Annotated in this window: 13 protein-coding genes; all 13 read left to right on the top strand. The window is 63.6% G+C overall.

Features of this window, described 5'->3' with window-relative positions:
• Positions 1-166 precede the first annotated feature (166 nt).
• The 13 genes from cysD (at position 167) to LGH83_RS13065 (ending at position 14,159) form a co-directional block, all read left to right on the top strand.
• Positions 167-1,075 carry a sulfate adenylyltransferase subunit CysD gene (cysD, locus tag LGH83_RS13125; RefSeq protein ID WP_227399057.1) on the top strand — a complete coding sequence of 303 codons (909 nt, stop codon included), beginning with the start codon at positions 167-169 and terminating at the stop codon, positions 1,073-1,075.
• Positions 1,075-2,946, top strand: a complete 1,872-nt coding sequence (gene cysN, locus LGH83_RS13120) for a sulfate adenylyltransferase subunit CysN (protein WP_227399056.1) — start codon at positions 1,075-1,077, stop codon at positions 2,944-2,946. The genes cysD and cysN overlap by 1 nt, the downstream gene beginning before the upstream one ends.
• A gap of 110 nt (positions 2,947-3,056) precedes the next feature.
• A complete protein-coding gene (locus tag LGH83_RS13115; protein ID WP_227399055.1) occupies positions 3,057-3,569 on the top strand; it encodes a DUF4142 domain-containing protein in 513 nt (170 codons plus the stop codon).
• Positions 3,570-3,655: 86 nt separating this feature from the next.
• Complete coding sequence (gene lgt, locus LGH83_RS13110; RefSeq protein WP_227399054.1) at positions 3,656-4,486, top strand: prolipoprotein diacylglyceryl transferase; 831 nt, start codon at positions 3,656-3,658, stop codon at positions 4,484-4,486.
• Positions 4,483-5,586: a class I SAM-dependent methyltransferase gene (locus tag LGH83_RS13105; protein WP_227399053.1), complete on the top strand. Its 1,104-nt coding sequence runs from the start codon at positions 4,483-4,485 to the stop codon at positions 5,584-5,586. Before lgt ends, LGH83_RS13105 begins: the two co-directional genes overlap by 4 nt.
• Before the next feature lie 154 nt (positions 5,587-5,740).
• Complete coding sequence (locus LGH83_RS13100; protein WP_227399052.1) at positions 5,741-6,973, top strand: hypothetical protein; 1,233 nt, start codon at positions 5,741-5,743, stop codon at positions 6,971-6,973.
• A 205-nt stretch (positions 6,974-7,178) separates the two neighbouring features.
• Entirely contained in the window at positions 7,179-9,830 is a 2,652-nt protein-coding gene (locus tag LGH83_RS13095; RefSeq protein WP_227399051.1) for a TIGR02302 family protein, read from the top strand.
• Between the two features lie 133 nt (positions 9,831-9,963).
• The gene (locus LGH83_RS13090) at positions 9,964-10,158 is read left to right on the top strand and encodes a twin transmembrane helix small protein (RefSeq protein WP_131114007.1); all 195 of its coding nucleotides are present in this window, start codon (positions 9,964-9,966) and stop codon (positions 10,156-10,158) included.
• A gap of 3 nt (positions 10,159-10,161) precedes the next feature.
• Positions 10,162-10,740 (top strand): cob(I)yrinic acid a,c-diamide adenosyltransferase, encoded by a 579-nt coding sequence (locus LGH83_RS13085; RefSeq protein ID WP_227399050.1) that lies wholly within the window; start codon positions 10,162-10,164, stop codon positions 10,738-10,740.
• A 94-nt stretch (positions 10,741-10,834) separates the two neighbouring features.
• On the top strand, positions 10,835-11,581 hold the full coding sequence (locus LGH83_RS13080) for an electron transfer flavoprotein subunit beta/FixA family protein (protein WP_227399049.1): 747 nt from the start codon (positions 10,835-10,837) through the stop codon (positions 11,579-11,581).
• The gene (locus LGH83_RS13075; protein ID WP_227399048.1) at positions 11,581-12,528 is read left to right on the top strand and encodes an electron transfer flavoprotein subunit alpha/FixB family protein; all 948 of its coding nucleotides are present in this window, start codon (positions 11,581-11,583) and stop codon (positions 12,526-12,528) included. Before LGH83_RS13080 ends, LGH83_RS13075 begins: the two co-directional genes overlap by 1 nt.
• A 46-nt stretch (positions 12,529-12,574) precedes the next feature.
• Entirely contained in the window at positions 12,575-13,453 is an 879-nt protein-coding gene (locus LGH83_RS13070; RefSeq protein ID WP_227399047.1) for a 3-hydroxybutyryl-CoA dehydrogenase, read from the top strand.
• Between the two features lie 136 nt (positions 13,454-13,589).
• Positions 13,590-14,159, top strand: coding sequence for an HNH endonuclease (locus LGH83_RS13065; protein ID WP_170314068.1), 570 nt, complete (start codon positions 13,590-13,592; stop codon positions 14,157-14,159).
• Positions 14,160-14,208: the final 49 nt, after the last annotated feature.

The following is a 14,208-nucleotide window of genomic DNA, read 5'->3' as shown; positions in this document are numbered from 1 at the left end:
ACCCGCGTCGGCATCCGATGCTGTTGATCGTGCCCGCCATCACCTGAAACCGAAGCCCAGGCTCTGAGAAGTCTAGCGGCGCGATATAATAATCGCGCGAGCGCGTTGCATTGACGGCATTTGGCGCGGTAAACACGATTGCATCCGTCACGGAACCGCAATCTTCATGTCCGATCAGCTCCCCGTCCACCTGCGCCGTCTCGAAGCCGAAGCGATCCACATCATGCGAGAGGTCGTGGCCGAGTTCCGCAACCCGGTCATGCTCTATTCGGTCGGCAAGGATTCGAGCGTGATGCTGCATGTCGCCCTGAAGGCGTTTTTCCCAGCCAAGCCGCCGTTTCCGCTGCTGCATGTCGACACGACCTGGAAGTTTCGCGAAATGATCGCGTTCCGGGACGAGGCGGCGAAGCGCGCCGGGATGGATCTGATCGTGCACATCAATCAGGATGGCGTGCGGCGGGGTATTTCACCGGTGGCCTCAGGCTCCTCCGTGCACACGCAGGTGATGAAGACCGAGGGGCTTCGGCAGGCGCTCGACAAGGGCCAGTATGACGCGGCCTTTGGCGGCGCGCGGCGCGACGAGGAGAAGAGCCGCGCCAAGGAGCGCGTCTTCTCGCATCGCTCCGCAACCCATGCCTGGGACCCGCGCAATCAGCGGCCTGAATTATGGAGCCTGTTCAACACACGGATCAAACCCGGCGAGTCCATGCGGGTGTTTCCGCTGTCGAATTGGACTGAACTCGATGTCTGGGATTACATCCGGGCGGAGCAGATCGATGTCGTGCCGCTGTATTTCGCCAAAGAGCGTCCGGTCGTCACGCGTGACGGCACCCTCATCATGGTGGATGACGATCGCTTGCCGATGAACCCCGGCGAGACGCCACGGATGGAGCGGGTGCGATTCCGCACTCTCGGTGATTATCCCCTCACGGGGGCGATTCCCTCGGATGCCGCGACGCTCGATGACATGATCGACGAGATGCGCTCGTCTACGACGTCGGAACGCCAGGGCCGTTTGATCGACAGCGACGAGTCCGGCTCCATGGAGAAGAAAAAGCGCGAGGGGTATTTCTGATGGCAACCCAACGCGAGGCCTTGTCCCGCCCCACTTTGCGCTTTCTGACCTGCGGCTCGGTCGATGACGGCAAGTCGACCCTGATCGGCCGTCTGCTCTACGAGCAGAATTCCATCTTCGACGACCAATTATCGGCGCTTGAACGCGACAGCAAGAAACACGGCACGGTCGGTGACGACATCGATTTCGCGCTGCTGGTGGATGGGCTCGAGGCCGAGCGCGAACAGGGCATCACGATCGACGTCGCCTATCGCTATTTCGCGACGCCGCGTCGCGCCTTCATCGTGGCCGACACGCCGGGTCACGAGCAATTCACCCGCAACATGGCGACCGGCGCTTCCAATGCGGATCTCGCGATCCTGCTGGTCGATGCGCGCAAGGGCCTGCTGACGCAAACGCGGCGTCATGCGTTCATCGTCTCGCTGCTTGGCATCCGGCACGTCATCCTGGCGATCAACAAGATCGATCTCGTCGATTACGATCAGTCGACGTTCGAGCGGATCGAGCAGGATTTTCGCGCCTTCGCCGAGCAGCTGAATTTCAGCGCCATCACGGCCATTCCGCTATCGGCTCGCTATGGCGACAACGTCTCGGCCGCGTCCGATAAAATGCCGTGGTACGATGGCGGGAGCTTGCTGACCCATCTCGAGGCCGCCGATGTCGATCAGGACCGGCGGGAGAAGCCGTTCCGCCTGCCGGTGCAGTGGATCAACCGTCCCAACCTCGATTTCCGGGGCTTTGCCGGCACCATCGCGAGCGGCCGGATCGTGCCCGGCGACGCTATTACCGTAGCGGGCTCGGGGCAGACCTCCGTCGTGACCCGCATCGTCACCCAGGACGGTGACCGCACCAGCGCCGAAGCCGGCGATGCCGTGACGCTGACGCTCGCCGATGAGATCGACATTGCGCGGGGGGACGTCCTGTCGTCGTCCAAGGATCGTCCTCAGGTGGCGGACCAATTCGCCGCCCATGTGATTTGGATGAGCGCCGACAATCTGCTCCCAGGCCGGTCCTATCTGATGAAGATCGCGGCCCGGTCGGTTCCGGTGACCGTGACCGATCTCAAACATCGGGTCGACGTCAACAGCCTCGACCGGCTCGCCGCCAAGACCCTGAGCCTGAACGAGATCGGCCTCTGCAACATCGCGGCGTCCGTCCCGATCGCCTTCGACAGCTATGCCGACAACAAGGACACCGGCGCCTTCATCCTTATCGACCGTGCCACCAATGCGACCGCCGGGGCCGGGATGATCGATTTCGCGCTGCGGCGGGCCACGAATATCCACCGGCAGGATCTCGCGGTCAGCAAACAGTCCCGCGCGGACCTCAAACATCAGAAACCCGCGATCCTGTGGTTCACCGGCTTGTCGGGTGCCGGCAAATCGACGGTCGCGAATCTCGTCGAAACCAAGCTTCATGCGCGCAGCGTCCATACCGTGATGCTAGATGGCGACAACGTGCGGCACGGCCTCAACAAGGATCTCGGCTTCACCGATGCCGACCGGGTTGAGAACGTGCGCCGCGTTGGCGAAGTCGCCAAACTGATGACCGAGGCCGGCCTCGTGGTGCTGTGCAGCTTTATCTCGCCTTTCGCGGCGGAGCGGCGGCTCGTCCGGGAACTGGCCGAGCCTGGCGAGTTCCTGGAAATCTTCGTCGATGCGCCGATCGAGGCGTGTATCGCCCGCGATCCAAAGGGACTCTACAAGCGAGCCCTGGCGGGGGAGATCAAGAACTTCACCGGAATCGACCAGCCTTACGAGGCGCCGGAGAACCCGGAAATGCGGCTCGACGCCGGCACCAAGTCGCCGGAGATCCTGGCCGACGAGGTGGTCGCCTCGCTGCAGGAGCGGGGCGTCATTGCTCGCTTCTGACAGCGCCTCGCGATATGAGGGTGCGGGAACCGTGCGCCGCGGCGCTGGTTTCCGAGCTATCGCGGCGCGACACGTCGATGCTGTCAGCCGCAAACGATGGATGAACGAGCATGAAATCAGCACTTTTGGCCGCGGCTCTGATGACGACGCTGCTGAGCGCATCGCATGTTGCGGCCGAACCGGCCTCGCCCTTCGTGGGCCTGTTCGCTCAAGACGCCTCGCTCGGCAACGCGTTCGAGATCGACGAATCCAAGATCATCCTCGAGACCAGCACCAATCCGGTGGTCCGGGCTTTTGCGGAAGAGATGATCCACGATCATACGATCGCGCAGGCCGAACTCGACCGGCTGGGCCGTCGGGCCGGCGTGCCGACCGACATCATTCCGGGCAAGGCGCAGAAGACGTTGGTCGACGATCTCGGCCTGATGGACAGCCCGAAGCTCGACAAGGTCTATTTGTCGGATCAGTCGAAGGCGCATGCGCGCGCGGTGGCGCTCATCAGCGATTACGCGATCAACGGTGAGGACCCAGCCTTCCGTGCTTATGCGCGCGCGACGCTGCCGATGGTGCTGATCCATCAGCGCATGCTGGTCGAGATCTCGGGTAAGAAGCCGCACCTCTGAGACAAACGACCAAGTCGGTCGATTTGTGAACCGGGCGGCGCTCCAGCCCGCTTGACGACCCGGCGGTGGGCGGGCAAGCACCGCCCATGCCGATCTTTCCCATCCCCTACCCCGTCATCGACCCGGTCCTGATCAATCTCGGGCCGTTTCCGATCCGCTGGTATGCGCTGGCCTATGTGGCCGGCCTCGTGGCGGGGTGGGCCTATGCCCGCTGGTTGTGCGGGCGTGAGGCGTTGTGGAACGGCCTCTCGCATCCGACCCGCCTCAGCATCGACGATCTCGTGGTCTATATCGCGTTCGGCATCGTGGTCGGCGGCCGGCTGGGCTACGTGCTGTTCTACAACCTACCCTACTACCTCGATAATCCAAGCGAGATCGTCGCGGTGTGGAAAGGCGGCATGGCCTTTCACGGCGGCTTGGCCGGAGCCATTCTGGCGATCTGGATCTTTGCCCGGCGGCATGGCGTCAGCGCCGCGAGTGTGGCCGATGTCGTGGCGGCCGGGGTGCCGATCGGTCTGTTCTGTGGCCGCCTTGCCAACTTCATCAAGCCCGAGCTCTGGGGCCGCGAGACGGACGTGCCTTGGGCCATGGTGTTTCCAGGCGGAGGCCCCCTCCCGCGTCATCCAAGCCAACTCTATGAGGCGGGCCTCGAAGGCGTGGTGCTGTTGATCATTTTGGCCTTGGTGATCCGCGCTGGAGGATTGCGTCGCCCCGGCCTCGTGGCGGGCTGTTTCGCGGTCGGCTATGGCATCGCCCGCATCACCTGCGAGTTCTTCCGCCAGCCCGATCCGCAACTCGGCTTCCTCTTTGGCGGGGCCACCATGGGGATGCTGCTGTCGCTGCCGCTGATCGTGATCGGGATCGTCGCGATCATCTACGCGCGCCGCTCCGTGCCAGCGGCCCCTTCGCTTCGATGACAGACGCAAGCCCCCTCGCTCGGCTGATCCGCGATCTGATCACCGACGATGGGCCGATCGGGCTCGATCGCTATATGGCCTTGGCGCTCGGACATCCCGCCTACGGCTATTATCACACGCGCGATCCACTCGGCCGCTCGGGTGATTTCATCACGGCGCCCGAGATCAGCCAAATGTTCGGCGAGATGATCGGCCTGTGGCTTGCGGAGACCTGGCGTCTTCTAGGCGAGCCGGCCCACGTCATCCTGGTCGAACTTGGCCCGGGGCGCGGAACTTTGATGGTCGATGCCTTGCGGGCCGCGCGTGTGCGTCCGGACTTTCGCGCCGCCATCGATCTCCATCTCGTCGAGACCAGTCCGGTTCTGCGGGCTCGCCAAGCCGAAACATTGGCAGAGGTCGGCATTGCGGCGCGGTGGCACGATACACTCGCGACCGTGCCGGCGGGGCCGGTCCTGGTGGTCGCCAACGAGTTTTTCGACGCTCTTCCGGTCCGCCATTACCAGAAGACCGAACGCGGCTGGCACGAGCGGCTGGTCGGGCTCGACGGCAACCAAGGCTTGAGGTTCGGCCTCGCACCCGAGCCGGAGCCGCGTATCGCCCTGACGGGGCCGAACGGGAGCGTACTGGAGGTTGCGGCCGATGGCTTGCGGGTCGCCCATAGCCTTGCCACACGCATCGCCACGAGCGGCGGCGCGGCGTTGATCCTGGATTACGGCCACACCGCCAGCGGTTTCGGCGAAACGCTGCAGGCGGTGAGCCGCCATGGTTTTGCCGATCCTCTGCAACGGCCCGGTGAGGTCGATCTGACCGCGCATGTCGATTTCGCGGCACTCGGTCGCGCCATGCGGGCGGCGGGGGCCGTGGTGTCGGGGCCGCGCCCGCAAGGGGAATTCCTGCTTGCGCTCGGCCTCGAGGCGCGCGCCCACCAACTCGCCGCCGCAAAGCCCTCAGCCGGTGACGACGTGAAGGCCGCTTTCACGCGCTTGACGGCGATCGACAGCAAAGACGGCCCGGGGATGGGCCATTTGTTCAAAGTGATCGCCGCCTCGCAACCGGGCCTGCAAGCCTTGCCGGGCTTTGTCGATTCGGTTTTGGCTTAATAGCATCACCGTCAATTAAAACTGAAGCTTTGCTGCAAAAAGCTGCGGCACTACTACCGAATTGCCATATTGATTAATATTTTATGGATGACTCGGGGGTTGGACTCGACGTAGTTGAGTTCGATCATTCCGTTACTCGGCGTAGTATTTGTTCATGAAGCCAATCGTTGCAACATGTCTTGTGGGACTGCTCGCATCCTCTGCGATGGTCTCGTCGGTTCGGGCAGAAAATGGGGTTGGCGAGCCGGCTCTTCCCTGCAATTCCTGGTGCCGGGTCTGGCTTGGACTTGACAAGCAGCCGGCTGCCGCACCCGCGCCGGTCGAACCTCCGACGCCGATTATCTCGACCGAACTGCCGCCGCCGCCCTCGATCACGGCGCCGCCCCAGCGCATCGCCAAGGCGCATGGCGCGCCGCTGAAGCCTCGGCTCCACGTCGGCGATAGGTCTCCGTTGCGCGATCGTCACACCCCGATGAAGGCCGGGGCTGATGTCGAAACGACGGTGAAGACGACCGACACGGTCGCGGGGGAGCCCCTCACGCCGATTCCGCCTGTGCGAAAGCACATCGCGCGGATGCTCGCTCGCCCGGTGAAGCCCGTCGTGCGACAGGCGTTCGGGCCGCCGATGCCGCCCGTCGACACGCGTGTTGCGGCGGTCGAGCCGCCGCGACCTCTCGGGCTGACGGGTGTGGTGGTCCATGCCGCTCCATCCAACCCGCCGTCCGCTTTTGCAGTCGCGCCTAAGGCCGCCCCCGTGCCGGATCGTGCCCTCGCGGTCGTTTCGCTCGAAAGCGTGCCTGCCGTGAGATCGGCGCCGTTGATTCCGGCGGCACCGGCGCAGGACCCTGCCCCCATCGGCCCCGCATCCATCGAGCAGACGAGAGCCTCGACCCATCGTCCGGTCAATCCCCCGCTTTCGGTGCTCGCAACCCCTGCCGCGAGCGCTGCCGTGCCGATCGAGACCCCGATCGAGCCAAGCTCAGCGGTGTCGGACAAGGCCGTGCTCGAGGCTCAAACGTCACCGCCAGCCGCGCCACCGGTGGGCGATCCCGCGATCGAGCCGCAACAACCCGTCGTGACCGCCCTGGCGCAGCCCGATGCAATGGTCGGCGCTGCCGCTGCGCCGAGCAAGCCGAGCGCAACCGGCGACACGGGAGGGTCGGCGTCGGGGCCCGTCATTCGGACGGCGATGCCGCTCCCCGATCGAGCCATGCTGCACGATCAGGCGCCGGTGCGGACGGTCTCGCTGGGTGAGCGGGTCGATCCGTTGCCCACGGCATCGATCGCCCAGCCGGCCTTGCCGACGGTGGTGCCGCCCATCGATCTCTCGCGGCAGGGTCAGACGCCAATGCTCCAGGGCGACACGGCGGTCGTTCCTCTCGACTGACACTGCCGGGCGCGTCATGCCACCGACGGTCAACCCGTCGCAGTTTCGACGCGGTCCTGGCCGATCATGAGCTGATCGGCGCCCGAGAACCGCGTTCGCATGACGCGTTTTCTTAGCGCGCCATGGGCCTATAGTAGGGCTCGATCGTGTCGTGCCTCGCGTGAGAGGGCGGCGCCTGTGGCTTCAATCTAACCGGAGACGGTGCTTGCCGGATCAAAAGGACGCAACACCGGGCCGCATCGACCGTCTGATCGGTCGGGCTCTTTGGACGCTGCGGTTTGAACGGCTGTGGCCCGCGATCGTTCTCGCAGCCGGTTTGGTGGCTCTGTTCGTCACGCTGTCGTGGCTCGGTGTTTGGGTTGTGGCGCCGAGAATTGTCCGGATTGCGGGTGTTTTTGCGATCCTCGGCGGTCTGGGTTGGGCGGCCGTTCTGGCTTATCGCGCAGCGTGGCCGACCCGGTCCGAGGCCCTCAACCGGCTCGACCGGGATTCGGGATCGAAGCATCGGCCGGTTTCTGCGGCGGCAGATCACTTGGCGAACCAGGGCAGTGATCCGACCACGCGCGCGTTATGGGAGGTCTATCGCAAGCGGCTCGAGGGCACGGTCGCGCGCATCCGGGTGGCGCGCCCCTCCCCGCGCATGGTCGATCGCGATCCGTTCGCGTTGCGGGCGCTGGCGCTTTTGGCGCTGGTCGCGGCCGCTTTCGTGGCGGGAGCCGATCGGGACAGCCTGTTGGGAACGGCGTTCGATTGGCGCGGCACCACCGGCGTGGCTGGTCCCGGCTTTCGCGTGGATGCCTGGATCGATCCGCCCCTTTATACAGGCCGGCCGCCCGTGGTTCTGGTTGGTCCAGACCATCCCGTCACGCAAAACCAGACCGTGGCGGCGCCGGCTCATTCGACTGTCGTGATCCGTTGGTCCGGCACCGGGCGCGTCGATGTGGCGTCCGACCCTGGGCTCAAGGCAGATGCTCCAGTTCAGATGGCGCAAGGCAGTGCTTCGCCGGCGGCGTCCGACCGCCTCGGTACCTCGGCCTCTGCCGGTGGGACCGAAAAGGGTTCGGTTAAGCCGGAGGGTCCCGAGAAGCGGTTCACCCTCACCCGCAATGCGACGCTGACGCTCACCCATGACGGGACGAGCTTGGGATCGGTCGCTTTGCAAGCCATTCCCGACATGCCGCCCACCATTGCGCTGATCGGCAAGCCCGAGCCGGCCGCTCGCGGAGGCCTGACGCTGAACTACAAGATCGACGACGATTATGGCGTCACAGGTGCTGAAGCCTCCTTCGTCGATCCCGCCGTGAATGGAACGCCGATCGCGGGTCGCTCGCTCGTTCCGCCTCCCCGCCTGACGTTGTCTCTGCCTGCGACGGCCGGCGGCCTTGGGACGGGCCAGACCAAGGGCGATCTTTCCGATCATCCCTGGGCCGGCGCCGAAGTCTCGATGGTGCTCAGCGTCAAGGACGAGGGCGGCAATGTCGGCATGAGCGCGCCGGTCCGCATGGTGCTACCCGTCCGCGTCTTCACAAAGCCGCTGGCACGTGCCCTTGTCGAGCAGCGGCAGGCTCTGGTGTTCGATCCAGATCATCGCGATGGCGTCGCGACCGCGCTCGACGCCCTGATGATCGCCCCGGACGACTTCGGCACGACGAAAGCAATCTATCTTGGGCTTTACACGGCGCGGCAGCGGCTCGACAGCGCTCGGACCGACCAGGACCTCATCGACCTCTCCGACTATCTCTGGCAGATGGCGCTGCGGATCGAGGATGGTGACCTGACACAGGCGCAGCAGGATTTGCGCGCGGCCGAACAGGCCTTGCGCGAGGCGATGGACAAGGGCGCCTCCTCCGACGAGATCAAGAAATTGACCGACAATCTGCGCCAGCAGATGGACAAGCTGCTGGCCGAGATGATGCAGCAGGAGAAGGGAGAGCAGCAGCAAGGCGAGGCCAATCCGAATGTCAAGATGGTCACGCCGAAGGATCTCGCGCAGATGATGAAGCGCATGGAGGATGCGGCGCGATCCGGCGACATGGCCGAAGCGCAGCGGCTGCTCGACCAACTCCAAGGCATTCTGGACAATTTGAAAACCGCAAAGAAAGGGTCGGCCGGCGATCAAGCGGCGCGCGAGATGAACCGCCAAATGAGCGAACTCGACCGGATGACGCGGGACCAGCAGGCTGTACGCGACAAGACATTTCAGCAGGGCAAGACCCGTCGTTCGCCGCCGAGCGGATCGCCGCAATCCGGCGACCAGCAGATGGGACAAGGCGCCGACCCGGACGATGACAGTGGCGACATGGAGGACCAGTCCGCCGACAACGAGAAACCCTCCGACCAGCCTGGCGACCAGCAGGCGCAGGAGGATCTGAAGCAACAGCAGCAAGCGCTTCGGCAGCGGCTCGACGACCTCCAGAAGAAAATGCGTGATCTCGGCATGAAAGGTGAGCAAGGGCTCGACGACGCCGAGAGCGCCATGAAAGATGCGGAAGGCGCCTTGTCCAAGGGCAATGGCAGCAGCAACCGTCAGGCCGTGGAGGCGCAGGGGCGCGCGCTTGAAGGGCTGCAGAAGGGCGCCAATGGTCTGGCGCAACAGATGGCGCAAGGGCAATCCGACCAGGACGGAGACGGCCAGGGCGGAACGACCGGCCAGGGCATGGCCAATGGCAGCGACACCGATCCGCTCGGCCGCCAGCGTGGCGGACGCGGCGTGGCGGAGACACGCGGCACCGAGATCGGCGAAGGCGTCGCGGCGCGCGCGCAACGCGTTCTGCAGGAGTTGCGGAAACGCCTCGGCGATCCGTCTCGCCCTCAGGAAGAGCAGGATTATCTCGAGCGGCTTCTGAAGCGTTACTGAGGCGCTGCGATTGTTGGGGATGTCAGCGCCGACGCCCTGCCTGCGGCGATGTCACTGACCGAAGCCGGTTGACCGGGAGCTTGCGGTTGGGCAACGCTTCGAACTTCGACTGTTTTCGGCCCGGGCTCGCCTCATGACTTATCTGCAAGGCAACATCGTCACGGCCGTCGCGCTCGGCCTCGTGGTGGTCGTGTTGCTGGCAGGCCTCGTCAATATGATGCGGGGCGGCAGTACGAATACGTCGCAGCGCCTCATGCGGCTCCGGGTCGGGCTTCAATTCGTCGCCGTCGTGGTCATCATGGGCGTGCTTTATCTCCGAGGACATTGATCGATGGTGGTGCTGAACCGCATTTACACCCGCACGGGCGACGATGGGTCGACCGCGCTCGGCAACGGCGAGCGCCGGGCCAAGTTCGATTTGCGGGTCGAGAGCTACGGTACGGTGGACGAAACCAATTCGGCGCTTGGGCTGGCGCGCCTGTCGACTGGCGATCAGCCCCAACTCGACGCGATTTTGGCCCGCATCCAGAACGACCTTTTCGATCTCGGAGCGGATCTCGCGACACCGCCGAAAGAGGTCGAGACGTCGGGCTCCGCCTTACGGATCGTCCAGGCTCAGGTCGATCGGTTGGAGCAGGAGATCGATATGCTCAATGCCGATCTTTTGCCCTTGCGCTCCTTCGTGCTGCCGGGCGGCTCGCCTGCCGCGGCGGCGCTGCATGTCGCCCGCACGGTCTGCCGCAGGGCCGAGCGTCTGATGGCGCATCTGGCACGCATGCCGGACGAGCGGGTCAGCGATGCCGCACTGCGCTACGTGAATCGATTGTCCGATCTTCTGTTTGTCGCAGCGCGCGTCGCCAACCAAAATGGTGAAGGCGACGTGCTGTGGGTGCCCGGGCAGAACCGCTGATTCCAGCGGGGTCCCGCCGCGTTGACTTGGTGTAATCCCCCCAGTACGTGTTCGAAGACGTGGCTTTCGCGCTCAATTCCCGAGACATTTATCGATGAAAATCCTGGTGCCCGTGAAGCGGGTGGTCGATTACAACGTCAAGATCCGCGTCAAGCCGGATGGGTCGGGCGTTGACCTCGCCAACGTCAAGATGTCGATGAACCCGTTCGACGAAATCGCGGTCGAAGAGGCGCTTCGCCAGAGGGAAGCCGGCAAGGCCACCGAGGTGATCGTGGTGTCGATCGGCCCGGCTCAGGCGACCGAGACGATTCGCACCGGCCTGGCAATGGGGGCTGATCGCGGCATTCACGTGAAAGTCGATGGTCCGGTCGAACCGCTGGCGGTTGCCAAGCTTCTGCTCGGCGTCGCCAAGGAGGTCGAACCCGGCTTGGTCATCATGGGCAAGCAGGCGATCGATGACGATTGCAACCAGACGGGTCAGATGCTGGCGGCCTTGGCCGGATGGGGTCAGGGCACGTTTGCCTCCAAGCTGGTGTTGAACGACACGAGCGCCGTCGTCACGCGCGAGGTTGATGGTGGATCGCAGACGGTTTCGCTCGCGCTTCCGGCCGTGATCACGACGGACCTCCGCCTGAACGAGCCGCGCTACGCGAGCCTTCCCAATATCATGAAGGCCAAGAAGAAGCCGATCGAAGAGAAAAGCCCTGCCGATTATGGGGTCGACGTGACGCCGCGCCTCACGGTGCTCAAGACGGTCGAGCCGGTCGGCCGCAAGGGTGGCGTGAAGGTGGGTTCGGTGGGCGAACTCGTGACGAAACTAACCGAGGCGGGAGTGATCTGATGACCACGCTTCTTTTGGCCGAGCAGAAAGCCGGTGTTCTCAACGACATGACGTCGCGTGCTCTGACGGCCGCCAACGCGCTCGGCGCTCCCGTGCATGTGTTGGTGTTTGGCGAGGGCGCTCCAATGGCAGCTGCGACGGTTGCCAAACTCACGGGTGTCGAAAAGGTCTTGGTCACTGAGGATGCCGCAGTCGAGCATGGCCTGGCGGAGCCGGTAACGGCCTTGCTCAAGACCCTCGCGAGCCATTATTCCGCGTTTGTCGCGCCGTCGACCGCCAGCACCAAGAATATTCTCCCGCGCCTCGCGGCCGCGCTCGACGTGATGCAACTGTCGGATATTACGGCGGTGATCTCGCCGGATACGTTCGAGCGACCGATCTATGCCGGAAACGCGATCCAGACCGTGCAGACCTCCGAGGCCCACAAGATAATGACGGTGCGGACGGCCGCTTTCGCGGTCACGGGCGAGAGTGGCGTGACGGCTCCGATCGAAATGGTCGGTGGTACCGTCGACCCAGCGCTCTCGCATTTCACCGGTGAAGCTTTAGCGACCTCGACGCGGCCGGAATTGACCTCCGCCAAAATCGTGATTTCGGGCGGTCGCGCCATGCAGAACGCCGAAAATTTCAAGACCTATATCGAGCCGATTGCCGACCGTCTCAAGGCCGCTATGGGCGCCTCCCGCGCCGCCGTGGACGCGGGTCTCGCGCCGAACGACTGGCAGGTTGGACAAACCGGCAAGGTCGTCGCGCCGGATCTTTACATCGCGGTTGGCATCTCGGGCGCGATCCAGCATCTTGCCGGAATGAAGGACTCCAAGGTGATCGTGGCGATCAATAAGGACGAGGACGCGCCGATCTTCCAAATTGCCGACTATGGGCTGGTAGCCGACCTGTTCACGGCTTTGCCCGAACTCGACCAGGAATTGGCAAAGACAGGCCATTAACTTATGTAAACAAGACAAGCGTCGTCGTTCGCGGATGGATCATAAGATGGATGAAATTCGCAAAGTCGGCGTGATCGGAGCGGGTCAGATGGGCAGCGGTATCGCCCATGTGGCGGCCGTCGCCGGCTTCGATGTCGTCCTGACCGATATCTCCGAGGAACGTCTCAAGGCGGGTCTCGCGACCATCAACGGCTATATGGCCCGGCAGGTTCAGCGCGAGCAGTTGGACGAGACCCAACGCACGGCGGCGCTTCGGCGAATCGTGTCGACTGACCAATATTCCGGCCTCTATGACTGCGACCTGGTGATCGAGGCCGCTACTGAAAATGAAGCGACCAAACGCAAGATCTTCACGACGCTCTGTCCGTCGCTGAAGGCGGGAGCGCTGGTAGCGTCTAACACCTCGTCGATTTCGATCACGCGGCTTGCCTCGGTCACGGACCGGCCCGAGAAATTCATCGGGATTCATTTTATGAACCCCGTTCCGCGCATGCAGCTCGTCGAGCTCATCCGCGGCATTCAGACCGACGCCGCCACTTTCGAGTTGGCGCGCATCTTCATTGAAAAGTTGGGCAAGACCCCGACCGTCTCGGAAGACTTCCCGGCCTTTATCGTGAACCGCATCCTGCTGCCGATGATCAACGAAGCGGTTTACACGCTGCATGAGGGCATCGGATCGGTCGATGCCATCGATACGGCGATGCGGCTCGGTGCCAATCACCCGATGGGGCCCTTGCAACTGGCCGATTTCATCGGTCTCGATACCTGTCTTGCGGTCATGCAGGTGCTGCATGAGGGGCTGGCGGACTCGAAATACCGACCGTGCCCGTTGCTGGTCAAATATGTCGAAGCCGGCTGGCTCGGGCGCAAGACAAACCGCGGCTTTTACGATTATCGCGGCGAAACGCCGGTTCCGACCCGCTAAAGCGGAGTTTTCGCGCGTCAGCATGCCGCTTTCGCTCGGAAAACACGAAGGCTTTCACAACGCCGTCATCAGGGATATGTTCGATACATCGATAGTGCTTCGGACTGTCCGGGGCTGGTACTGAAAAGGCTTTGCTTTGACGGTGCATGTCCATTCGAACGTCTCGCCCGAGGCCTGCCCGGCCTTAGTGCTCAATGCTGATTTTCGCCCGCTCAGCTACTACCCGCTCTCGCTCTGGTCATGGCAGGACGCCATCAAGGCGGTGTTCCTAGATCGGGTCAATATCGTGTCGGAATATCCCAACACGGTCCGAAGCCCCAGCTTCGAGATGCGACTACCCTCTGTGGTGTCGCTCAAGACCTATATCAAGCCGTCGCGGAACCCGGCCTTTACCCGCTTCAACGTGTTTCTGCGAGACCGGTTCACCTGCCAATATTGCGGCGACCGGGACGATCTGACGTTCGACCACGTCATTCCGCGCTCCCGCGGGGGATCAACCACATGGGAGAACGTGGTCGCGGCCTGCTCATGTTGTAATCTTCGGAAGAGCGACAAAATGCCGGCCGAAGCCGAGATGTTTCCGGCCACCTATCCGTTCCAGCCGTCCGTTCATGATCTGCATCAGAACGGCCGGTTGTTTCCGCCGAACTATCTGCATCAATCCTGGTTGGATTATCTCTACTGGGATTCGATCCTGGAGCCGTAGCGCCGGCTGCGATCGGCAAAAAAAGGCCTCGCTCCACTGGAGCGAGGCC

Source organism: Lichenihabitans sp. PAMC28606, assembly GCF_020616535.1.
Lineage (GTDB): Bacteria > Pseudomonadota > Alphaproteobacteria > Rhizobiales > Beijerinckiaceae > Lichenihabitans > Lichenihabitans psoromatis.
Note: the sequence above shows the minus strand (reverse complement) of the source record. Positions and strands in the feature narration are given on the sequence as shown.

Bases quoted from the DNA above. Each gene is read 5' to 3' on its own strand.
- cysD (WP_227399057.1), top strand. From the start codon at position 167: ATGTCCGATCAGCTCCCCGTCCACCTGCGCCGTCTCGAAGCCGAAGCG.
- cysN (WP_227399056.1), top strand. From the start codon at position 1,075: ATGGCAACCCAACGCGAGGCCTTGTCCCGCCCCACTTTGCGCTTTCTG.
- LGH83_RS13115 (WP_227399055.1), top strand. From the start codon at position 3,057: ATGAAATCAGCACTTTTGGCCGCGGCTCTGATGACGACGCTGCTGAGC.
- lgt (WP_227399054.1), top strand. From the start codon at position 3,656: ATGCCGATCTTTCCCATCCCCTACCCCGTCATCGACCCGGTCCTGATC.
- LGH83_RS13105 (WP_227399053.1), top strand. From the start codon at position 4,483: ATGACAGACGCAAGCCCCCTCGCTCGGCTGATCCGCGATCTGATCACC.
- LGH83_RS13100 (WP_227399052.1), top strand. From the start codon at position 5,741: ATGAAGCCAATCGTTGCAACATGTCTTGTGGGACTGCTCGCATCCTCT.
- LGH83_RS13090 (WP_131114007.1), top strand. From the start codon at position 9,964: ATGACTTATCTGCAAGGCAACATCGTCACGGCCGTCGCGCTCGGCCTC.
- LGH83_RS13085 (WP_227399050.1), top strand. From the start codon at position 10,162: ATGGTGGTGCTGAACCGCATTTACACCCGCACGGGCGACGATGGGTCG.
- LGH83_RS13080 (WP_227399049.1), top strand. From the start codon at position 10,835: ATGAAAATCCTGGTGCCCGTGAAGCGGGTGGTCGATTACAACGTCAAG.
- LGH83_RS13075 (WP_227399048.1), top strand. From the start codon at position 11,581: ATGACCACGCTTCTTTTGGCCGAGCAGAAAGCCGGTGTTCTCAACGAC.
- LGH83_RS13070 (WP_227399047.1), top strand. From the start codon at position 12,575: ATGGATGAAATTCGCAAAGTCGGCGTGATCGGAGCGGGTCAGATGGGC.